Origin of the sequence: Novosphingobium sp. (genome assembly GCF_031424035.1) — a bacterium.
Taxonomy (GTDB): Bacteria; Pseudomonadota; Alphaproteobacteria; order Sphingomonadales; family Sphingomonadaceae; genus Novosphingobium.
The window spans coordinates 62,684-81,642 of record NZ_JANPGP010000145.1; the positions used below are offsets into that span (position 1 = coordinate 62,684).

The window sequence follows — 18,959 nt, forward strand, 5'->3', positions numbered from 1 at the left end:
GGGAGAATTGCGATGCCTTATTACGACGGATTCGTCATCCCGGTGCCGCACGCGCGGCGAGCGGAATTCATCGAGCATGCCAAACTTTTCGATCAGAAGCTCATCGAGATGGGCGCTACCCGCGTCGTCGAGACGATAGGGCTCGATATCCGGCCCGGCAAGACCACCGACTTTCTGCAAGCCGTGGCTGCCGAGGACGGAGAGGACATTGCCTTTTCCTGGATCGAATGGCCCGACAAGCAGACCCGCGACGCGACCCACAAGGCCATGGAATCCGATGCCGAAATGATGGCTATGCCGATGCCGTTCGATGGCAAACGGATGATCTTCGGCGGCTTTGAGGAGCTCGTCAGGCACGGAGAGGACGGACCGTACTTTCAGGGTTTCCTCATCCCGGTGCCCGAGGGCCGCAAGGAAGACTATCGCAAGCTGGCCGAGGATGCCTGGGACATGTTCGCCCGGCACGGCGCGCACAGCGTCGTCGAAACCTGGGGTGAAGACGTACCGCACGGCAAGCAGACCGACATGTACCGCGCGGTCAAGGCCGAACTCGGCGAGCACGTCGTTTTCTCGTGGATGACCTGGCCCTCGCATGAGGCGGCGAAGGCAGCCGGAGAGGCGATGGAAGCCGAAATGACCATGCCCGAAGACATGCCGTTCGACCCGCAACGCATGATCTATGCCGGGTTCGAAGCGGTCCTTGACCTTAAAGCCTGAAAGGAAATCGCCATGGGCACATTGCAGGGAAGCTGGATCTGGTACGAACTGATGACGCCCGATGCCGCCGGCGCCAAGGCGTTCTATGAAGCCGTGGTCGGCTGGACGCTGACGCCGGGCACGCCGGAAATGGGCGGCTATGGCTTCATCGCCAACCCCGACGGCGGCATGACCGGCGGCGTCCTGACGCTGACTGGCGAGATGCTTGAGCACGGCGCGCGGCCCCGCTGGATGGGCTATATCGGTGTCGATGATGTCGATGCGGCGCTGGTCGCGGTCGAATATGCCGGCGGCAAGGTGCTGATGCCCGCGCATGACGTGCCAACGGCGGGGCGCATGGCGATGGTGGCGGACTGCTGCGGCGCGCCGTTCTATATCATGACCCCCACCCCGCCCCCGGGTGGCGGCGAGAGCACGGCCTTTGCGCGCTTCGAAACGCTTGGCCGGTGCAGCTGGAACGAACTGATGGCCGGCGACGACATCAAGGCGCTGGAATTTTATACGGGCCTGTTTGGCTGGCACACGCCCGAGCCGATGGACATGGGGTCCTTCGGCAAATACCACTTTGTTGAACATGACGGCGTGCCGATCGGCGCGATCATGAAGAAGATGCCGCAGATCCCCGACGCCGGGTGGAACCATTACTTCCGCGTGGCATCGATCGAAGCCACAAAGGCCATCGTCGAGGCGCACGGCGGGCAGGTCATCAACGGCCCGATGCAGGTGCCGGGCGATGATTGGATCATTCAAGGCATCGACCCGCAAGGCGTAATGTTCAGCCTCGTCGGCGGCAAATGAGCCCCAATTCCGCGGCCGCTTGACCGGGCGTCCTGCACAGTTCACGTTCCTTGTTTGTTCACAATTTCGGGAGTCGGATCGATGGCCGCCTATACCTTTTTCACTCATCCCATGAGCCGCGGCCAGATCGGCCGCTGGGCGCTGCACGAGGCTGGCGTCGAATATGAACAGGTGATCGTCGACTGGGCGAACAAGCCTGCTGCGCTGATGGCCGCCAACCCGATGGGCAAGGTACCGACCGTGATTCACCACTCCGAAACCGGCGACCGGGTAATCACCGAATGCGCCGCGATCTGCGCCTATCTGGCCGAAGCCAACCCCGAGGCGGAACTGCTGCCATCCGATGCGGAACTGGCCGATTACCTGCGCTGGATGTTCTTCGCCGCCGGTCCGGTCGAACAGGCGATCGTCGGCAAGTCGATGGGCTGGGACGTGCCCAAAGAGCGTGAAGGCATGGTCGGCTTCGGCAGTTTCGACCGCACGCTGGGCACCCTGCGCGACCACTTTGCAGGCCGCGATTTCGTCTGCGGCAACCGCTTCACCATGGCCGATGTCTATGTCGGCAGCCAGGTCGATTGGGGGCTGACATTTGGTTCGATCTCACCCGAGCCAGAACTTGTCGCCTATGCCGAACGGATTCAGGCCCGCCCGCACTACAAGGCCGCCAAGGGCATCGACAACGCCCTGATCGAGGAGATGCGCAAATGACCGGAAAGGTAACCCTGTGCCTGTGGTACGAAGGCGACGCGAGCGAGGCTGCGGCCTTCTATGCCGATACCTTCCCCGACAGCTCGCTCGATGCCGTGCACCGTGCCCCGGGCGACTATCCCGGCGGCAAGGCGGGCGATGAACTGACGGTCGAATTCACCGTGCTCGGCATCAAATGCATCGGCCTTAACGGCGGACCGATTTTCAAGCACAGCGAGGCGTTCTCGTTTCAGGTCGCCACTGACGATCAGGAAGAAACAGACCGCTACTGGAATGCCATCGTCGGCAATGGCGGACAGGAAAGCAATTGTGGCTGGTGCAAGGACAAGTGGGGGATTTCGTGGCAGATCACTCCGCGCGTCCTGACTGACGCGATGGCCAAGGGCGGCGAAACGGCCAGCCGCGCCTTTGCTGCAATGATGACCATGAACAAGATTGACGGGGCGGCGATCGCAGCTGCCGTGGCAGCCGCCTGATGCGCCGGATCACTGGCGGCGCCTTCATCTCGCTCGACGGGGTGATCCAGGGTCCGGGCGGACCAAACGAAGACCCGACTGGCGGCTTTGACCAAGGTGGCTGGGTGTTCCGCATGGGCGACGAGGATGTGTTCGAGACGGTCGGATCGTGGTTTGCGGGTGAATACGATCTGCTGCTGGGCCGGCGGACTTACGACATCTTCGCGTCCTATTGGCCCTTCGTCAAAGGCGAGGAAAAGCCGATGGGTGAAGCCTTCACTGCCACCGGAAAGCACGTGCTTACGCGCGGTGATCAAACGCTCGACTGGGCGAACAGTCACCGCCTGTCTGGCATCGAGGATGTCGGCCGGCTCAAGGCCACCGACGGCCCGGACCTCGTCATTCAGGGGTCCAGCACGATCTACCCCGCCCTGCTCGCCGCCGGATTGATCGACCGCCTGTCGCTGATCATTTACCCGATCACGCTGGGCAAGGGAAAGCGTCTGTTTGGCGAAGGTACTCCGGCAGGCGCGCTCAAGATGGTGGGCCACAAGGTCACTACCAAAGGAACCGTGATCGCCACTTACGAACCCGGCGGCGCGATCCCGGCAGACGGTGATTTTCCGCCGCCCAGCACCAGCGCGGCAGAGGCCGAGCGGCAGCGGCGGATGATGGAAGGAACTTGGTGATGCTGAAACTCTATGGCCACCCGTTCTCGTCCTACACGTGGAAGGCGCAGATCGCGCTCCATGCGCTGGGGCTGGATTATGAGCTCAAGGAACTGGGCGATCCGGCTACTTGCGAGAACTGGAAGGTGGTCAATTCCGCCGGGCCGCAGGGCCAGTTTCCGGTGCTGGTCGATGACGAAAACGTGATCTTCGAGGCCAGCTGCGTCGTGGAATACCTCGACCTCACTTTCCCCGGCACGCGCCGCCTGATCCCCGCTGATCCGCATGCCGCACTGGGTGTGCGGATGCTTGACCGGGTGTTCGACAACCACGTGATGAACGTAATGCAGCGCGCCGTTTCGGAACATCTGTTCAAGCCCGAGCCTGACGCCGATGTCATGGCCGATGTGCGCCGCCGCCTGCACCGCTCCTACGCCTGGCTCGAAGGCTGGCTCGCGCATTACGACCAGCCCGCCGATCACCTTACGCTGATCGAATGCGCCGCCGCACCCAGCCTGTTCTACGCAGACTGGGTCGAGCAGATCACCGACACCTACCCCCGGCTCAAGGCATGGCGCGCCCGTCTCAACGCCATGCCCGAAGTGTCGCGCTGCATCGAGGCGGCGCGGCCTTTCCGACCGAACTTCCCCCTCGGCGCGCCTGACCGCGACTGAACTGCCACAGGAACCAGCCATGACCGAATTGTCGATCACCCGCTTCATCGCCGCCCCGCCGGCAAGGGTCTGGGACGTGATGACCAATCGCATCGACGAATGGCGGTGCCCCAAGCCTTGGCGCGCTGAATTTCACGGGCTGGAAAAGCGCGCGGGTGGCGTGTCGAACTGCACGATGTACGGCCCCGATGGTGAGGTCCACCCTCACCCCGGCACGGTCCTCGCATGGGATGAAGGCAAGCGTTTCGCCTTCACCGATGCCATCGTCGACGATCTGCAACCGGCTGGCCCCTTCATGATCGGCGTCTGGACCATTGCGCCCGAAGGCAACGGCACCCGCTACACCGCCGTTGCCCGCCACTGGACCGAGGACGACGCAAAACGCCACGCCGAAATGGGTTTCGAAGACGGATGGGGCGCCTGCGCCGACCAACTGGTTGCGTTGTGCGTCGGCCAGTAACCTAGGCGAAAACGCTCGACCGCCGCAGCAACTGGTACGCCTCGACCACGCGCTGCAAACGCGCCTCGAAGCTGCGGTCACCGCCGTTGCGATCCGGGTGATACTGCCGCACAAGTTCCGAATAGCGGCTGCGGAGGTCGCGCCGGTCGGCATCGAGCGCCAGCCCCAAAGTGCCCAGCGCCTCCCGCTCTTCGCCCGTCACCGCGCGGCCATCCTTGCGCTGCGCCGGTTTGCGCGCCCGCGCCCGGCCGGTGATCGCCTCGAGCGGGTCGGCAAAGTCCGCCCAGCGCGGCGCGGAATCGATCCCGGCAGTCGGACGAAAGGCGCGGGTTTCGCGCTCCCAGCCCGCAATCGGCGACTGGGCCTTCCAGATCTCTTCGGCGCTCATTCCGGCAAAGGCGTCGTAGCGCGTATTGAATTCACGCACGTGATCGAGACAGAACCAGCGATAGTTGCCCGGTCCATCAAAGCCCGAAGGTTGCTCGCCGGGTGCGCGGAATTCGCCGCATAGGGGACAACCCGGCCAGTCGCAGGAGCGCTCGGAACCATAGATCCGGCCGTGAAAGCGATCGTGGCTCATCCCGGCTCTGGCCAGTCGAAAGCGATCCTTCCAGCCTGCCATTGCGCCTGCAAAACGGCAATGTGCGTACGAACAGCATCAAGCGCCGCGTCACTGATCTCGGGCGAAGGTACGTGCGAATTTTCGCAAGCCAGCCGCGCCACTTCGCGGAACGTCGCCGCGTCTGAGGGTCCTGCCCAGATTTCTGCCTCAAGGCATTCGACCACACGTTCCGCCTGCAGCAGTTCGACAATGGCTTCGTCCGGCACTCCGGCGCGCTTGGCGCTGGCATGGCCCCCGGCCTTGGCCATGGCCTGAACCTCCTCGGGCTCCATGCCGCTGGCGATCAAGCCCCAGAAGCCGTGCTTCAGACCGAGGCTATGTTCGAGCGCAAAATGCACGGCGTCGTGCGGGAAAGGGCCCTTGTGCGGGAAGACAAAGGTGCCTCGCGATCCGTCGCTTCGCTCATAGGCGATCCGGTTCGCGGAGCCGGAATCGGTAATTGTGATCTGCATCGGTCCCATATAGTCGGCACAGCGCTTGCCGGAACCCCCGTAGCGCCGTAGATTTCGACAAATGTCCCAAGGCCTCATCCAATCCGAAATCGAAGCGCTGCTGACCGCCGCCTTCGCCCCCAGCCACCTTGCCGTGATCAACGACAGTGCCAGCCATAGCGGCCATTCCGGCGATGACGGATCGGGCGAATCACACTTCACAGTTGAGATCGAAAGCGCCGCCTTCACCGGCGTGAACCGCGTTCAGCGCCAGCGGATGATCAACGCCGCGCTAGGCGATATTCCCGGACAGCGCGTCCATGCCATGGCGCTGAAGGCCCGCGCGCCGGGAGATGCGAGATGAGCGAGCCACTGCTGATCGCCCCCGTTACCCATGATCTTGGCGCGTTTCAGGTGCGCCGCGTGCTGCCAAGTCCCGGGCGCACGATGGTCGGACCGTTCATCTTCGTCGACCAGTTCGGCCCCTCGCAGCTCAAGCTGGGCGAGGCGATGGACGTCCGCCCGCATCCGCACATCAACCTCGCCACGGTAACCTGGCTGTTTGAAGGCGCGATCGAACACCGCGATTCGATTGGCTCTTTCGCCACGATCCGTCCCGGGCAGGTCAATCTGATGACCGCTGGACGCGGCATCGTCCATTCGGAGCGGTCGCCGGCGGAAGATCGCGCGACCGGGCCGAAGCTGTACGGTATGCAGACATGGCTCGCCCTGCCTGACGGGCAGGAGGAGATCGATCCCGCCTTTGAATCGCGGCAGGACCTGCCGCTGATCGAGGACACCTGCGCAACCGCCCGCGTGATCATGGGCAGCCTCTGGGGCGCAACTGCGCCGACCACCTGCCATGCCGAGACGATCTACGCCGAGATCCTGCTCGCGCCCGGCGGCTCGATCCCGATCGACCCGCAAGCGGACGAGCGCGCGGTCATGCTGGTTGGCGGCGAAGCGCGGATCGGCGGGATGGACTTGCCGCTCTACACGCTCGCCGTGCTGGCTCCGGGCGAAGCAATGGCGCTGACCTCGGATAAGGGCGGCCGCGTGATGCTGCTGGGAGGCGAGGCCTTTGCCACCCGACGCCATGTCTGGTGGAACTTCGTCTCCTCGCGCCGCGACCGCATCGAACAGGCCAAGGCCGACTGGACCGAAGGCCGCTTTCCCAAGGTGCCGGGCGACGAAGTGGAATGGATCCCCATCCCCGAACGCCCGCTGACGAGGAGCGCCGAATGAAGCGTGTGACCCTTGCCTCGGGCATCGAACTCGATGTGATCGATACTGGCCCGGCTGACGCCCCCGCCCTGATCTTCCTCCATGGCTTCCCCGAGAGCCATCGCACCTGGCGGCACCAGATCGCGCACCTGTCTGGCCGTTATCGCTGCATTGCCCCCGACCAGCGCGGCTATCGCGGATCGTCAAAGCCGCAGGATGTGGCCAGCTACACGCCCGACAAGCTGATCCGCGACGTGTTTGACCTCGCCGATGCGCTCGGCATCGGCAAGTTCACGATCCTTGGCCACGATTGGGGCGGCGCGATTGCCTGGGGCGTGGCGATCCTTGGCCAAGGCACCCGCGTGGAACGGGCGATCATCGCCAATGCCCCGCACCCCGCGTTGTTCCAGAAACTGCAATATACCAATGCCGAACAGCGCGCCGCGAGCCAGTACATCCGCGAATTCCGCGATCCCGCCAACGATGCGCTGGTGCGCGAACATGGCCTTGCCGGCCTGCTGATGAAGGCGGTGAAATGGGAAGGCGCGCGGCCCGAGCCAGACGTACGCGACGCCCAATTCTCTGACTGGCAGGACCGCGATGCTGCCTTCGCCATGCTCAACTGGTACCGCGCATCGCCTATCGAGGTGCCGACGATGGACGAACCCTTCGCCCTGCCCGATGACTGGCGCGAACCGCCGCTGCCGCCGCTGACAATCCCGACACTGGTGATCTGGGCGATGGACGATCTGGCGCTGCCCGCCTGCAATCTGGACGGCATGGACGAGGTGGTGACGAACCTGACCCTCGCCCCGGTTCATGGCTGCGGCCATTTCGTGCCATGGGAAGACCCGGCGGCAGTCAACACCGCGATCGACGCGTTCCTCGCCTCTACTTAACGAGGACGGGCACCTTGCGCGTATCGGCAAAGAACTTGCCGAGCGCGACATGAAACAGCACGTCCTGCGCCGCGCCGCCCAGCTCGATCTTGGGCGAGGCGAGGTCTGTGGGCCGGTGGTAATCCGTCTCGAAGAACTTTTCCATGCGCGCCAGATCGCCATAGGCGCTGGTTACCATCACCGCCGGCACATCATGCTGCAGCAGCGCCCAGCCGTCCTGCCGCTTGACGTAGGTGTTCGCTGCGGTGTCCCCCAACAGCTTGCGCTTTTCTTGGCGGGCCACCTGCGCGATCAGCGGGTCAAGCTTGGTCATGCCGTGCCCGACGGTTGCCAGCGGCGTGTTGGCCGGGGCGATGGCGATGGAATCGAGGTTGAACGCAGCAACAAAGCTCTTCAGCGGGATTGGCGGATTTTCGGCAAAGGCCTGCGCGCCCAGCAAGCCCAGTTCTTCGCCGGTAGTGGCGAGGAAATAGATGTCGCGATCCTGCGGTGGGCTTTTAGCCAGTCGGGCGGCAATCTCGATCAGCGCGGCCACTCCGCTGGCATTGTCGATCGCGCCGTTGCAGATCAGCCGCTCCGCCGGCGGTTCCGCGCACTGGCCGAAGTGGTCCCAGTGGGCAAGGAACAGCACGGCGCCGGCATCGGGCTTGCGGCCGGGAATCTTGCCGATCAGGTTGTGAGTCTTGATCCGGGTTTCGCGCGTGGTCGCTTCAAGCGTGGCGGTCAGGTCCAGCACGCGCGGGACGAAGCCGGGGGCGGCAGCCTCCATCTCCAAAGCAGCTAGCGATTGACCCACGGGCGATAGCAGCGCCTCAAACGCCTCGTCAGTGATGAACCCTTCAAGGTCGCCGCCCAGCCGCTCGGTCGCCAGCGCATAGCCCGACCGTTTGCGCCGCGCCGACACCTCGGCGATCGTGCGTTCGCCATCGAGCACGGTCATCACCGCGCCAGCCCCGGCTTTCAGCAAGGCGTCCTGCCGCTTGCCATCCGCCTCCGCCCCTGAAAGCAGAATGGCGACACGTCCTGCAAGTTCAGTGCGCGAATAGTCCGCCTGTCCCTTGCCCACGAACAGCAGCGGCGCATTGGTCAGCAGCGAGCGCTGGCCCGAGGTCAACATCAGCACATCGGACTGCCGGAAGGCCAGCGCCTTGCCCTTGCGCATGAAAACACCGGTCGATCCAGCAGGTTCGCGCGCCACCAGAGTCACCGGTTTGAACCATTCGTGACCTGGATCGTTGGTGCCCGATTGCAGGCCCATTTCGAACCACTTGCGCCCGATGTAGCGCAGGGTCTTCTCCTCGCCATCGGTGCCGGGTTCACGGCCGCCATAATCATCGCTGGCCAAGGTTGTGATATGCGCCCGCAGCGCCGCTTCCAGCGACTTGTCGCGCGGGGCACCCGATGCCGCCGATCCGAGCACACAGAAAACCGCCGCGCAAATCAGCGCCAATCGGTTCATCGTGCGCAGGCGTCGTTTCATCGACGCAAGATATGCGGCTTGCGGGCCGCTTCCACAAGCGGGCCAAAGCGAAATTTCGCTTTTGTGGCAGTCAGGTAACGGTGTCCTCCGCTTGGCCTTCCTGTCATTCAGCTGTCCAGCCACCGTCCATGGAAATGTTGGCCCCATTCATGTTGTTAGCCTCGTCGCGGCAGAGGAAAACTGCCATCGCGCCGATGTCCGCCGGCTGAACGAACTTACGCGTCGGCTGGCGCACCAGCATCACATCGTTGATCACCTGTTCACGGGTCATGCCGCGCGCCTGCATGGTGTCAGGGATCTGGTTTTCGACCAGCGGCGTCCAGACGTAGCCCGGGCTGATGCAATTGGCGGTGATGTTGTGCGTGGCAAGTTCCAGCGCCAGCGTCTTGGTCAGCCCGGCAAGGCCGTGCTTGGCCGCAACATAGGCCGACTTGTAAGGCGATGCGGTGAGTGAATGGGCGCTGGCCACCTGGATGATGCGGCCCCAGCCCGCTGCCTTCATGTGCGGCACGGCCAGCCGGCTGGTATCGAAAGCGGCGGTCAGGTTGAGCGCGATGATCTTGTCCCACTTGTCGACCGGGAAATCCTCGATCAGGGCAACGTGCTGCATCCCCGCGTTGTTGACGAGGATGTCGATCTGCCCCGCCCCGGCCATCACCGCTTCCACGCCGTCGCGGCGCGAGAGATCACCCGCCACATGGACCGCGCCCAGTTCCTCGCACAGCGCGGCAATCGCGTCCGGTTCCCCCAGCCCGCACAGCACCACGTCCGCCCCTTCGGCCTTCAGCGCGCGGGCGACGGCGAGGCCGATGCCTGAGGTGGATCCGGTGATCAGTGCGCGCTTGCCTTGCAGAAACATTATCGACTCCGGGGAATTGTTGCGACAGACAGAAGCGAAGGCATTGCTGCTCAGGGTCGCTCCTGTCCAGCAAGAACAGGAGAATAGGCATGCGGCTTGACGATCTGGATCCCAATCAAGTCAACGTGGACGATCAGCGCGGACAGGGCGGCGGATTTCCGGGGCTCGGCGGCGGCGGTTTTTCGCTTGGCGGCGGCAAGATGGGCTGCGGCACGATCCTGATCCTGCTGATCGCGGCCTTCGTGTTCAAGGCCGACATCGGCCAGATGATGGGCGGCATGGGTGATGCAGGCGGGGCCTTACCGGGGCAGGAACAGCCGCGCGTGGCTGCCGGGGAAACCGCCGGCGAAAGCTGCAAGGTCGACAAGGCCAGTCTGGAAAGCTGCCAGGCGCTTCAGATGCTCAACCGCACGTGGGAACCGCTGTTCCAGCAGGCCAATATCAAGTTCGACCGTCCGGTGCTGCACTTCTATTCCCAGTCGGGCCAGTCCGGCTGCGGCGCGGCGCAGAGCGCGATGGGGCCGTTCTATTGCCCCACGGATGAGGGCATCTACATCGACACCGACTTCTACAAGCAGATGGAGACCGAACTCGGCGCCAGCGGCCAGTTTGCGCGGCTTTACGTGATCGCGCACGAATATGGCCACCACATCCAGAATGAGCTGGGCACGTCAAATCAGGTTCGCCAGTTGCAGGAACGCAATCCGCGTTCCGCCAACCAGCTTTCGGTGCGGCTTGAACTGCAGGCCGATTGCTATGCCGGGGTCTGGGCCGCAAAGAACGCCGACAAGATGGAGCCGGGCGACATGGAAAGCGGTCTGAATGCCGCTAAATCGATCGGCGATGACACCCTGATCGCCAAATCCGGCCGCCGTCCGGTGGAAGAATCCTTCACCCACGGATCAAGTGCCCAGCGGATGACATGGCTCAAGAAGGGCCTCGAGTCGGGCAATGAAGATAGTTGCGACACTTTTGCCGATCTGAAGCGTTAGGCCCGCAACAGGGTTCAACACATGGAGAAGCAGCTTGCGCATCCTTTCGACAATCGTGATCGCGGGGCTGCTCACGGCGAGCCCGGCCATGGCGCAGAAGCCAGCTGAGACTCCTGCGGCAAAGTCGGACAAGGATGCCAAGGCGCGTGAACCCGAAAAGCCGGTGACCGAAAGCGATGTCAGCGCCGCCGATGTTGCGACAACGCCGCTCTCTGACCTCAACCTGAGGAAGGGCGAAATACCGGCGCTGCTGCTGGCGGCGCAGGATCGGCCCTATGACATGGCCGGCCTCACCCGCTGTTCGCAGCTGTCAGGGGCGGTCAACAACCTCGACGCGATTCTGGGTGAGGATATCGACATCACCGACCCCGAAGGCGGCACCAGCGCAGGTAAGGTCGCGCAGTCGGCGGTCGGCGCGCTGATCCCGTTTCGCGGGCTGATCCGTGAAGTTTCAGGTGCCAATTCGCAGGACCGCAAGCTGCAACTGGCGATCCGCGCCGGCATGGCGCGGCGCGCGTTCCTCAAGGGCGTCGGCATGCAGCGCGGCTGCCCCTATCCGGCGCGGCCCGCGTCGGCACAGATCGTCGCCAGCAAACTCGCGGCGATTTCCGCTGCCGATCCGAAGGACAAGGACAAGGCGCAGGCTGCCACAGTTGCCGCGCAGGAGGCCAAGCCCAAAGCCAAGGCAATCCGCAAGAAGACGAGCCGCACGCGCCGGCGCTGATCGAACTTAGGCAATATCTGCGCGAATTTGATTGCTTGGGGGCTGTTATTTGGCCCTGAGGCACGGTAAAGCGCTATCATGCGCCTGAAGCACTGCCACAACATCGCCGATTTCCGCGAACTCGCCCGCCGCCGGTTGCCTTGGCCGGTGTTCGACTACATCGATGGCGCCGCCGACGATGAACGCACGAAGGAGCGCAACACTGCCGCGTTCGACAGCGTGGACCTTGTGCCCAATGTGCTTGCCGGTGCGAACGAGATCGACACGTCGCTTACGATCATGGGTCGCCGCAGTGAACTGCCGCTGGTCCTCTCCCCCACCGCGCTGCAGCGCATCTTCCACTGGCAGGGTGAGCGCGCCGTCGCCCGCGTGGCGCAGAAATACGGGCTGTGGTTCGGTATTTCGAGCCTCGGCACGGTCTCCATCGAAGAGATCGCGGCTCTGGTTTCCAGCCCGAAGATGTTCCAGTTCTACTACCACAAGGACCAAGGCCTGAACGCCTCGATGATCGAGCGCTGCCAGGCGGCAAAGTTCGATTGCATCGCGCTGACCGTGGACACCATCGTTTCGGGCAAGCGCGAACGCTGCCTGCGCTCGGGCTTCAAATCGCCGCCGACCTTCACGCCAAGCGCGCTCGTTTCCTATGCCACCCGCCCGCGCTGGGCGATGGACTACGTCTTCCGCGAGAAGTTCCGCCTGCCCCAGCTCGACGACCACGTCCGCCAAGGCACTGGCAAGGCCGTGTCGATCCAGGAATACTTCACCGAAATGCTCGACCCCACGATGACCTGGGACACGGCGGCCAAGCTGCGGCAGGACTGGGGCGGGACTTTCTGTCTCAAGGGCGTGATGAGCGCCGAAGATGCCCGCCGCGCGGTCGATATCGGCGCGGATGCAATCATGGTGTCGAACCACGGCGGTCGGCAATTGGACGGCAGCCGTTCGAGCTTTGACCATTTGCCCGAGATTGTCGACGCGGTCGGCGGGCAGATCGAGATTATCTGCGACGGCGGCGTGCGACGCGGCACGCATGTGCTGAAAGCGCTGGCGGCCGGAGCCACGGCAGCTTCGGGCGGGCGGCTATACCTCTATGCATTGGCGGCAGCCGGCGAGGCGGGGGTGGACCGTGCTGTCGGCCTGCTCAAGGACGAGATTGAACGCGGGATGCGGCTGATGGGTGTCTCGCGGCTGGATCAACTGACGCCGGACAAGCTGCGCTGGCGGTAATTCCGGATCCTCTCCATTTTCGCGTAGCGCAAATGGGGAGGGGGACCGTCCGCAAAGCGGATGGTGGAGGGGCAATTCGCGCGCGCAATCACCCCTCCGTCAGTCGCTGCGCGCCTGCCACCTCCCCAAATGTGCTGCGCAAATTCGGAGAGGAACTATGGCGCATCAAGCTCCGGCAACTTCCTCCACCTCACGGTGTCGCACGGCGCCCCAGTCAACGCCGCGCGTGGCGTACATCACCCCGGCAAGCGCCGCGAAGAGCAGCACCGAGCCGATCACCAGCGACCATGCCTCAAGGTTGAGCAGCACGAACAGCAGCGCATAGAGCCCCAGCAGCAGCGCGGCGATGAACCGGCCGCGTTTCCAGCTCTTCAGCACGGCGGCGCTGTAGCTAGATAGCAGGCCGATCACTGCACCACTGGCCAGCAGATAGGCCCAGGTGAAGCCGATCACTTCGGAAAAGGCGAGCAGCAGCACGAAGAACAGCACCAGCCCCGCACCGGTCAGCAGGTATTCCGCCGCCGCCACCCGCGCGCCGCCGACGATGTCGAACAGCAGGAAAGCAAGGAAAGTGAAGCCGATGAACAGGAAGCCGTACTTCACTGACCGTTCGACCTTGGAATAGAGGTTCACCGGCTCGATCAAGTTGACGTTGACCGAGAAACTCTGGCCTTCGACGACTTCAGATGCGCCGCCTGCCGAAACGTTGCCTGCGCTCGAAGCGCCATCGGCAGGAGCATAGGCCTCTGCCTTGACCATGCTCACCTGCGCCCCGACCTCGTCGGGAATGTAGGGTGCGCCGTAATCAGACATCCCCACCGGCGGCTGGCCCAGCGCCAACTTGTCGACGACATATTTCGCGGTGAAGCCCTTGCCCGAAACCTGGGGCTTTTCCGGCAGGAACGCGCCGTTGAAGTTCGGGCTGGCCCAGGCCGAATTCACGTCCCAGGTCGTCGTGCCGCCGCGCGGAACCAGGCTGATGCCCCGCGCGCCGCGCAAGCCAAACTCGTAATCGACTGCCAGCTCGCCCTCGCCCTTCCAGTCGAGGAAGGCGAAGAAGCCCTGCCCGCCCGATGCCGCTGGCCCCTTGCCCGGCTGGACATTGAGCGCGGTGCCGCCGGCGATCAGCTTACCGCCCGTGGTCAGCCCGCGCGCGTCGCTGGCGCCCATGCGCAGTTCGGCGCGGTCCCACATCAGACGGTCGCGGGTGACGCCGAAGCGCTCCAGATCGGCGGGCAGCGCAAACTTCGCCGCGCCCTTGACCTGCGCCGTGTAAAGCACCGAACGGTAGATCGACTTGCGCCGTTCCTGCGGATCGATCCGCGTCGAAACCGCGTTGGACACCGGCGAAATGTAAAACAGCTTTTCCACCTCGACGACCTTGCTGACCGAGCGGCCATCGACCGTCTCGTTCTGCGTCTGGGTGGTGCGGAAGGGGACGACGATGATCGGCCCGGAAATCACCTGATGTCCGCCCCAGCCCTCGTTGATCGAGGCCTGCGCCGTCTGCGCCTGGCTCTGCCGGTCATAGACCAGTGCATAGACCATCATCAGGGGCACGATCAGGACAAAAGCGACCAGCCCGACGAACAGGAGCTTGATAGCGGGCGACCGTTCGCGGCGTTCGGTGGCTGACATGGTGTTCCCCTTCCCGTCGATTTGCCAGCAGCTTAGCGCAAGTGGTTGGCTTGGGAAGTGGATTGTTCAAGCACCCGAGCCCCAGCGCAGGCGGGGACCTCAGGCCTCATGGCGCGGCGCCGGATAGGCGCTCAACCTCCTGAGGTCCCCGCCTTTGCGGAGAATCCGGGTTACAGCTTCGACAGCCGGGCGATCTCGCGGTCGAGTTCCTCAAGGACCTTGGCCTTGATCTCGGCCGACATCTCGCCGTTGCCGGCAATCCGGGCGCGGGCAGATTTCAGGCCGCCGAGCGCATGGACCGATGCCATCGCCGGATCGCCATCCCCGCAGACGCGCACCATGTAGATGTGCTTCTGCCCTTCCTTGCCGGATTCCGACGTGACGGAGCTGACCGGCTTGCCATCCTTGCAGGGGGCACCGACACCAGACATCGCGAAAGCACGTGCCTCGGCTCCGTCCTTGTGGATTCGCATGGTGCGGACCTGCGGGCCTTCATCGCCCGGGCCGTGAACCATATGCTCGCCGTCGCCCGACATCACGATGACCTTGCGGACCGTGCGCGGCTCGCCCGGCGCAGCGGGTGGGGCCGGGGATTCGGGCGGCATGGCGAGCATGTCAGCCTCGACACGCGCGATCTTGGCTTCGACTTCGGCCTCGGTCAGGTCCTTGTCGGTCTTGATAATGATGGTCTTGCCGTTCCGCTCGATCACGCGGGTCTTGAGACTGGCATCGCCGTGTTTTCCATCGCCGTGTTTCTCGACAATCACCACACGGTGGACCTTGCGTTCGACCTTGGGCGCATCAGGCGCACTCGGCGCTTCGGGAGCGGCAGGCGGGGCCGGCATATCAGGCGCGGCATAGCCGATGGTCGCGGTCAGCGGCAGCGCCAGCGCGGCGCCGATCAGCAGGCCGCGGCCCAGGCGGCGGCGGGTCTTGGTGGGTTCAGGCATGGACAGGCTCCTCAAACGGTGGATGATCGATTTTTCCCCAAGGATCGGGCAGGCCATCGGTGCGGCGAGCGCCAATCGGGGGCCGCCGGCAAGGCCCGCGATAAGGCGGCTATAGTCGGCGCGGACTTCGCCGCCCTGCCCCGCCAGCACGCGGGCATCGCAGGCGGCTTCCTGATCGCGGCGCATCGCGCGCCAGCCAGCCCAAGCGACCGGATTGAACCAGTGCAGCGCGATGACCGGCTGGGCGAGCATGTTGATCAGCAGGTCATGCCCGTGATGGTGGGCAAGCTCATGCGCCAGTGCCAGATCCCGCGCGCGGCGGTCATGCCAGGCCATGAAGCCCATAGGCAGCGCGATCACCTTGTCCCGCACGCCAAAGGCGACCGGCGCGCTGACCGTGGGGCATTCGACCAGCCGAACCGGCCCGGCCTCACCCACGGCGACCGCACCTTCGAGCAGGTCGCGGCGCATGCGCAAATAGGTGACCGTGCGCCATACCAGGAACAGCACCGCGCCTGCCGCCCAGACAGCAATGGCGATGGAGGCCCAGTCGATCGGGGCCTCTGCGGCGGGAATCGGCACTTCGGCGGCGTAGACGATGAGCGCTTCGGCAGGCGGGGCGCTTTCGGGCACCGGGGCCATGCTCGCAGGCAATTCGATCGGCGGCAGGAGCAGGCGCAGCAGCGGCAGCGCCCACAGCGCATAGGCCGCCTGCGGGCCGAACAGCCGCGCGACGGGCCGGCGCAGGACCAACACCAGCGCGATCAGCACGGCGGTGAAAAGCAGCGTATCAAAGAAAAAACCGGTCATTTGCGCAGCTCCTTCAAAAGGGCTTCGATCTCGGCGAGGTCTTTGTCGGTGAGGGCTTCGGATTCTGCCAGATGAGCAAATAGCGGCGCGGCGCGCCCGCCAAACAGGCGATCGACCAACCGCTTGCTTTCTCCCCCAACGTAATCGCTGCGGGCGATCATCGGCGAATAGAGGAACCGGCGGCCCTGCGGCTCGGTGGCAATCGCCTGCTTGGCGACGAGGCGTGAAAGCAGCGTCTTGACCGTGGCCAGGCTCCAGCCCCGCGCGCGGCCGACCATGTCGGAAACTTCCGTGGCGGTCAGTGGGCTTCGCAGCCAGAGCGCTTCCATCACCGCGTGTTCGGCTTCGGTAATGCGCTCACCCGTATCTGGACCATCGGTATCCGGTTCTTCGGATGACACTCGACTCTCCCTCGTGACTACACCCGTAATCGATTACGGTTGTAAACATGAAGGCCAGATGAACGGAGATGAACGGGGTACGCCGATTTGCACCGTCATCCTGAACTCGTTTCAGGATCCATCGTGCCGCAAATTCGGAGCAGGCGAGAGAAAGCGAAACCGGGAGGAACTGCTCGCAAAACAGAGCCCCGGTCGCGGGGCAAAATGGATCCTGAAACGAGTTCAGGATGACGTAGTTTGTCTCGCGAGGGCAGAAAGCCGCCCCTTGGTCCTTTAGCCCTTGATATGCGGCAGGATCTTGTCGGCAAACAGCTTCAGCTGCTCATAGACCATCTCGTAAGGCAGGCCGCCGTAGCTGAAGTTCGCCAGCATTTCATAATCGCCCACCATCTCCTTGCGCATCTGGTGGTGGGCGATGATTTCCTCGGGCGTGCCGATCATGTTGCCGCCGACATAGTCGGTATAGGCCTTGTGCGGCCCGCCCGCCGCCTCGGCTGCGCGGCCCATATAGGCGTAGGTGGAATAGCTGGGCAGCGCCTTGAAATGGTCGGACATGAATTCGTAATGGTTGGCCACGGTCTCGAACATCTTCGAGAAATAGGTGTCCGTGCGCCGGCCAACCTCGGCCTTGTCGGTGTGAGTCAGCACGAAGTCCGAGATGATGAACGGGGGCGGCTTGCGGTGGTGGATTTCCTCGAACTTGGCGCGGTAGGAATTGATTTCGGGGATGGCATTGCGCCAGTCGCCCTGGCTGAAACGCAGCGCCTGGGTGCCGAGCCGGGCCGAAACCTCGACCGAGCTGGGCGACATGGTGACCTGCACCACGCGGCCCTGCCAGCTTTTCATCGGGCGCGGGCGAACCTCCGTGCGGGGGATCTTGAACCACTTGGTATCGGCCTCGACAATGCCAGTTTCCAGCCCCTCCATGATGATCACGGCGGCCTCATCGAACATCTCGCGGCTGTCGGCGAGCTCGACACCGAACGAGCGAAACTCCCGCCGCGCCGCGCCGCGCCCCATGCCCAGGATCATGCGACCCTCGCTCAGCGCATCCAGTTGCAGCGCCTGCTCGACCACCCGCAGCGGGTTGTTCCACGGCAGGATCACCGCGCCGGTGATCAGCTGAAAACGCGATGTCTTCGCCGCGACATAGGACAGCATGCCGAACGGATCAGGGCAGGCGGCATAGTCGGTAAAGTGGTGCTCAACCGGACCGACGAAATCGAACCCCATCGCCTCGGCTTCAACCGCCAGCCTGGTTTCGCGCAGGAAGAATTCATGATCGGGGGTGCCGTCAAGGTTCTGATAGCCCAGGTGCATACCAACGCGCATTGTGCAGTCCTCTCAGCACGGCGAATCGCGTTCGCCGGTGTTTTCGTAGGCAATAATGTCACCTGATGCGTTTCAATAGCAAGGGAATATTACCGAGGCTTGCTGGAGTTACCAATATTTGGTAATTGATGACGCATGGCCAGCAAGAACACATCCATCGCCCTCGGAGCCCCCTTCACCGATTTCGCCCGCCGCAAAGTGGAAAGCGGCGAATTCGGCTCGACCAGCGAGGTTGTGCGCGAGGCGATGCGGCAGTTCATGCACGAGGATACGCGGATTGTCGCGTTGCGGACCATCATTCAGAAATCACTGGATAGCGGGCCTGCTGTAGAGTTCGATATCGACGCCTGGTTCGAGGAAAAGTTCCCAACCGAATGAAGCGGAAGCTGATCTACAGTCTCGACGCGCTGGCCGATCTGAACGAGGCCGACGCCTACACTCGGCAAACCTGGGGAGACCAACAAGCCAAGCGCTATGTTGCGACGCTGGTGGCTGACATCAAAGCACTGAGAGCCTCGGCCATGAGATATCCTGTTCACGAACAGGTCTATCCCGGCCTACGCCGCAAGCGCAGCGGGATGCACCACATTTACTACCTCGCCACCAAGGACTTCGTGGAAGTGCTGAACGTGATCCACGTCCAGCGCGATCCGGGGATGCATTTGAAGGTGGAGACTTGGCGGGATGAGGAGTGAGGGGTGCGCTTGCAGCCAATACCTAAAATTGGTATTGTCGCCGAATGGCCGCCAAGAACACCTCGATCACCCTCGGAGATCACTTCGCCGATTATGCCCGTAGCAAGGTATCTTCGGGCGAATATGGCTCGACCAGCGAGGTGATCCGTGACGCGCTACGGCTGCATGAAGAGCGCGCGGCGTTCAAATCGAAAC

At 63.7% G+C, this 18,959-nt stretch carries 24 protein-coding genes; 16 read left to right on the top strand and 8 right to left on the bottom strand.

The genetic code is table 11. The annotated features are described in order from the left end of the window. Window positions 1-12 precede the first annotated feature (12 nt). The 7 genes from RMO89_RS20090 to RMO89_RS20120 all read left to right on the top strand — a co-directional run bounded on the left by RMO89_RS20090 (window position 13) and on the right by RMO89_RS20120 (window position 4,480). Window positions 13-717 (top strand): DUF1428 domain-containing protein, encoded by a 705-nt coding sequence (locus tag RMO89_RS20090; protein WP_310535404.1) that lies wholly within the window; start codon window positions 13-15, stop codon window positions 715-717. A gap of 12 nt (window positions 718-729) precedes the next feature. Beyond that, entirely contained in the window at window positions 730-1,515 is a 786-nt protein-coding gene (locus tag RMO89_RS20095; protein WP_310535405.1) for a VOC family protein, read from the top strand. An 81-nt stretch (window positions 1,516-1,596) separates the two neighbouring features. Next, window positions 1,597-2,223, top strand: a complete 627-nt coding sequence (locus tag RMO89_RS20100; protein ID WP_310535406.1) for a glutathione S-transferase family protein — start codon at window positions 1,597-1,599, stop codon at window positions 2,221-2,223. Next, window positions 2,220-2,699, top strand: a complete 480-nt coding sequence (locus RMO89_RS20105) for a VOC family protein (RefSeq protein ID WP_310535407.1) — start codon at window positions 2,220-2,222, stop codon at window positions 2,697-2,699. The genes RMO89_RS20100 and RMO89_RS20105 overlap by 4 nt, the downstream gene beginning before the upstream one ends. Further along, complete coding sequence (locus RMO89_RS20110; protein ID WP_310535408.1) at window positions 2,699-3,367, top strand: dihydrofolate reductase family protein; 669 nt, start codon at window positions 2,699-2,701, stop codon at window positions 3,365-3,367. Before RMO89_RS20105 ends, RMO89_RS20110 begins: the two co-directional genes overlap by 1 nt. Next, on the top strand, window positions 3,367-4,020 hold the full coding sequence (locus tag RMO89_RS20115; protein WP_310535409.1) for a glutathione S-transferase family protein: 654 nt from the start codon (window positions 3,367-3,369) through the stop codon (window positions 4,018-4,020). The genes RMO89_RS20110 and RMO89_RS20115 overlap by 1 nt, the downstream gene beginning before the upstream one ends. 19 nt (window positions 4,021-4,039) lie before the next feature. Then, window positions 4,040-4,480, top strand: coding sequence for an SRPBCC domain-containing protein (locus RMO89_RS20120; RefSeq protein WP_310535411.1), 441 nt, complete (start codon window positions 4,040-4,042; stop codon window positions 4,478-4,480). 1 nt (window position 4,481) lies between these two features. Here the strand turns inward: RMO89_RS20120 and RMO89_RS20125 are convergent, their stop codons facing one another. Both RMO89_RS20125 and RMO89_RS20130 read right to left on the bottom strand, forming a co-directional pair. Next, window positions 4,482-5,060 (bottom strand): J domain-containing protein, encoded by a 579-nt coding sequence (locus tag RMO89_RS20125; RefSeq protein WP_310535412.1) that lies wholly within the window; start codon window positions 5,058-5,060, stop codon window positions 4,482-4,484. Beyond that, complete coding sequence (locus RMO89_RS20130) at window positions 5,057-5,554, bottom strand: hypothetical protein (RefSeq protein WP_310535413.1); 498 nt, start codon at window positions 5,552-5,554, stop codon at window positions 5,057-5,059. The genes RMO89_RS20125 and RMO89_RS20130 overlap by 4 nt, the downstream gene beginning before the upstream one ends. A 61-nt stretch (window positions 5,555-5,615) precedes the next feature. Here RMO89_RS20130 and RMO89_RS20135 point away from each other — a divergent pair, with 61 nt between their 5' ends. The 3 genes from RMO89_RS20135 to RMO89_RS20145 are packed head-to-tail and all read left to right on the top strand — an operon-like array spanning window position 5,616 to window position 7,656. After that, window positions 5,616-5,897, top strand: coding sequence for a BolA family protein (locus RMO89_RS20135; RefSeq protein WP_310535415.1), 282 nt, complete (start codon window positions 5,616-5,618; stop codon window positions 5,895-5,897). Further along, window positions 5,894-6,778: a pirin family protein gene (locus RMO89_RS20140; protein ID WP_310535416.1), complete on the top strand. Its 885-nt coding sequence runs from the start codon at window positions 5,894-5,896 to the stop codon at window positions 6,776-6,778. Before RMO89_RS20135 ends, RMO89_RS20140 begins: the two co-directional genes overlap by 4 nt. Beyond that, entirely contained in the window at window positions 6,775-7,656 is an 882-nt protein-coding gene (locus tag RMO89_RS20145; RefSeq protein ID WP_310535417.1) for an alpha/beta hydrolase, read from the top strand. Before RMO89_RS20140 ends, RMO89_RS20145 begins: the two co-directional genes overlap by 4 nt. Here the strand turns inward: RMO89_RS20145 and RMO89_RS20150 are convergent. Continuing rightward, window positions 7,649-9,136, bottom strand: coding sequence for a M20/M25/M40 family metallo-hydrolase (locus RMO89_RS20150; RefSeq protein WP_310535418.1), 1,488 nt, complete (start codon window positions 9,134-9,136; stop codon window positions 7,649-7,651). The two genes, RMO89_RS20145 and RMO89_RS20150, sit on opposite strands and share 8 nt — an antisense overlap. 103 nt (window positions 9,137-9,239) lie before the next feature. Then, a complete protein-coding gene (locus tag RMO89_RS20155; protein WP_310535419.1) occupies window positions 9,240-9,995 on the bottom strand; it encodes a 3-hydroxybutyrate dehydrogenase in 756 nt (251 codons plus the stop codon). Between the two features lie 89 nt (window positions 9,996-10,084). Here RMO89_RS20155 and RMO89_RS20160 point away from each other — a divergent pair, with 89 nt between their 5' ends. From RMO89_RS20160 to RMO89_RS20170, 3 genes are all read left to right on the top strand, one after another. Next, window positions 10,085-10,987 carry a neutral zinc metallopeptidase gene (locus RMO89_RS20160; RefSeq protein WP_310535421.1) on the top strand — a complete coding sequence of 301 codons (903 nt, stop codon included), beginning with the start codon at window positions 10,085-10,087 and terminating at the stop codon, window positions 10,985-10,987. Window positions 10,988-11,021: 34 nt separating this feature from the next. Next, window positions 11,022-11,711 (top strand): hypothetical protein, encoded by a 690-nt coding sequence (locus RMO89_RS20165; RefSeq protein WP_310535423.1) that lies wholly within the window; start codon window positions 11,022-11,024, stop codon window positions 11,709-11,711. Window positions 11,712-11,789: 78 nt separating this feature from the next. Next, window positions 11,790-12,938: an alpha-hydroxy acid oxidase gene (locus RMO89_RS20170; RefSeq protein WP_310535425.1), complete on the top strand. Its 1,149-nt coding sequence runs from the start codon at window positions 11,790-11,792 to the stop codon at window positions 12,936-12,938. A 165-nt stretch (window positions 12,939-13,103) separates the two neighbouring features. Here RMO89_RS20170 and creD read toward each other — a convergent pair whose 3' ends face one another. From creD to RMO89_RS20190, 4 genes are all read right to left on the bottom strand, one after another. Further along, window positions 13,104-14,576, bottom strand: a complete 1,473-nt coding sequence (creD, locus tag RMO89_RS20175) for a cell envelope integrity protein CreD (protein WP_310535426.1) — start codon at window positions 14,574-14,576, stop codon at window positions 13,104-13,106. A 170-nt stretch (window positions 14,577-14,746) separates the two neighbouring features. Further along, window positions 14,747-16,336, bottom strand: coding sequence for a M56 family metallopeptidase (locus RMO89_RS20180; RefSeq protein WP_310535427.1), 1,590 nt, complete (start codon window positions 16,334-16,336; stop codon window positions 14,747-14,749). Further along, window positions 16,333-16,737, bottom strand: coding sequence for a BlaI/MecI/CopY family transcriptional regulator (locus RMO89_RS20185; protein ID WP_310535428.1), 405 nt, complete (start codon window positions 16,735-16,737; stop codon window positions 16,333-16,335). The genes RMO89_RS20180 and RMO89_RS20185 overlap by 4 nt, the downstream gene beginning before the upstream one ends. 273 nt (window positions 16,738-17,010) lie before the next feature. Then, entirely contained in the window at window positions 17,011-18,069 is a 1,059-nt protein-coding gene (locus RMO89_RS20190; protein ID WP_310535429.1) for an LLM class flavin-dependent oxidoreductase, read from the bottom strand. Between the two features lie 135 nt (window positions 18,070-18,204). Between RMO89_RS20190 and RMO89_RS20195 the strand changes: the two genes are divergently transcribed. The 3 genes from RMO89_RS20195 to RMO89_RS20205 all read left to right on the top strand — a co-directional run. Then, window positions 18,205-18,447 (top strand): type II toxin-antitoxin system ParD family antitoxin, encoded by a 243-nt coding sequence (locus RMO89_RS20195; protein ID WP_310535430.1) that lies wholly within the window; start codon window positions 18,205-18,207, stop codon window positions 18,445-18,447. Then, the gene (locus tag RMO89_RS20200) at window positions 18,444-18,764 is read left to right on the top strand and encodes a type II toxin-antitoxin system RelE/ParE family toxin (protein ID WP_310535431.1); all 321 of its coding nucleotides are present in this window, start codon (window positions 18,444-18,446) and stop codon (window positions 18,762-18,764) included. Before RMO89_RS20195 ends, RMO89_RS20200 begins: the two co-directional genes overlap by 4 nt. A 44-nt stretch (window positions 18,765-18,808) precedes the next feature. Continuing rightward, window positions 18,809-18,959, top strand: a 151-nt coding sequence (locus RMO89_RS20205) for a type II toxin-antitoxin system ParD family antitoxin (protein ID WP_310535438.1), incomplete at its 3' end; no start/stop codon positions are given.

Excerpts from the sequence above, each read along its gene's own strand:
- RMO89_RS20090 (WP_310535404.1), top strand. The coding sequence starts at position 13 with ATGCCTTATTACGACGGATTCGTCATCCCGGTGCCGCACGCGCGGCGA.
- RMO89_RS20095 (WP_310535405.1), top strand. The coding sequence starts at position 730 with ATGGGCACATTGCAGGGAAGCTGGATCTGGTACGAACTGATGACGCCC.
- RMO89_RS20100 (WP_310535406.1), top strand. The coding sequence starts at position 1,597 with ATGGCCGCCTATACCTTTTTCACTCATCCCATGAGCCGCGGCCAGATC.
- RMO89_RS20105 (WP_310535407.1), top strand. The coding sequence starts at position 2,220 with ATGACCGGAAAGGTAACCCTGTGCCTGTGGTACGAAGGCGACGCGAGC.
- RMO89_RS20110 (WP_310535408.1), top strand. The coding sequence starts at position 2,699 with ATGCGCCGGATCACTGGCGGCGCCTTCATCTCGCTCGACGGGGTGATC.
- RMO89_RS20115 (WP_310535409.1), top strand. The coding sequence starts at position 3,367 with ATGCTGAAACTCTATGGCCACCCGTTCTCGTCCTACACGTGGAAGGCG.
- RMO89_RS20120 (WP_310535411.1), top strand. The coding sequence starts at position 4,040 with ATGACCGAATTGTCGATCACCCGCTTCATCGCCGCCCCGCCGGCAAGG.
- RMO89_RS20125 (WP_310535412.1), bottom strand. The coding sequence starts at position 5,060 with ATGAGCCACGATCGCTTTCACGGCCGGATCTATGGTTCCGAGCGCTCC.
- RMO89_RS20130 (WP_310535413.1), bottom strand. The coding sequence starts at position 5,554 with ATGCAGATCACAATTACCGATTCCGGCTCCGCGAACCGGATCGCCTAT.
- RMO89_RS20135 (WP_310535415.1), top strand. The coding sequence starts at position 5,616 with ATGTCCCAAGGCCTCATCCAATCCGAAATCGAAGCGCTGCTGACCGCC.
- RMO89_RS20140 (WP_310535416.1), top strand. The coding sequence starts at position 5,894 with ATGAGCGAGCCACTGCTGATCGCCCCCGTTACCCATGATCTTGGCGCG.
- RMO89_RS20145 (WP_310535417.1), top strand. The coding sequence starts at position 6,775 with ATGAAGCGTGTGACCCTTGCCTCGGGCATCGAACTCGATGTGATCGAT.
- RMO89_RS20150 (WP_310535418.1), bottom strand. The coding sequence starts at position 9,136 with ATGAAACGACGCCTGCGCACGATGAACCGATTGGCGCTGATTTGCGCG.
- RMO89_RS20155 (WP_310535419.1), bottom strand. The coding sequence starts at position 9,995 with ATGTTTCTGCAAGGCAAGCGCGCACTGATCACCGGATCCACCTCAGGC.
- RMO89_RS20160 (WP_310535421.1), top strand. The coding sequence starts at position 10,085 with ATGCGGCTTGACGATCTGGATCCCAATCAAGTCAACGTGGACGATCAG.
- RMO89_RS20170 (WP_310535425.1), top strand. The coding sequence starts at position 11,790 with ATGCGCCTGAAGCACTGCCACAACATCGCCGATTTCCGCGAACTCGCC.
- creD (WP_310535426.1), bottom strand. The coding sequence starts at position 14,576 with ATGTCAGCCACCGAACGCCGCGAACGGTCGCCCGCTATCAAGCTCCTG.
- RMO89_RS20180 (WP_310535427.1), bottom strand. The coding sequence starts at position 16,336 with ATGACCGGTTTTTTCTTTGATACGCTGCTTTTCACCGCCGTGCTGATC.
- RMO89_RS20190 (WP_310535429.1), bottom strand. The coding sequence starts at position 18,069 with ATGCGCGTTGGTATGCACCTGGGCTATCAGAACCTTGACGGCACCCCC.
- RMO89_RS20195 (WP_310535430.1), top strand. The coding sequence starts at position 18,205 with ATGGCCAGCAAGAACACATCCATCGCCCTCGGAGCCCCCTTCACCGAT.
- RMO89_RS20200 (WP_310535431.1), top strand. The coding sequence starts at position 18,444 with ATGAAGCGGAAGCTGATCTACAGTCTCGACGCGCTGGCCGATCTGAAC.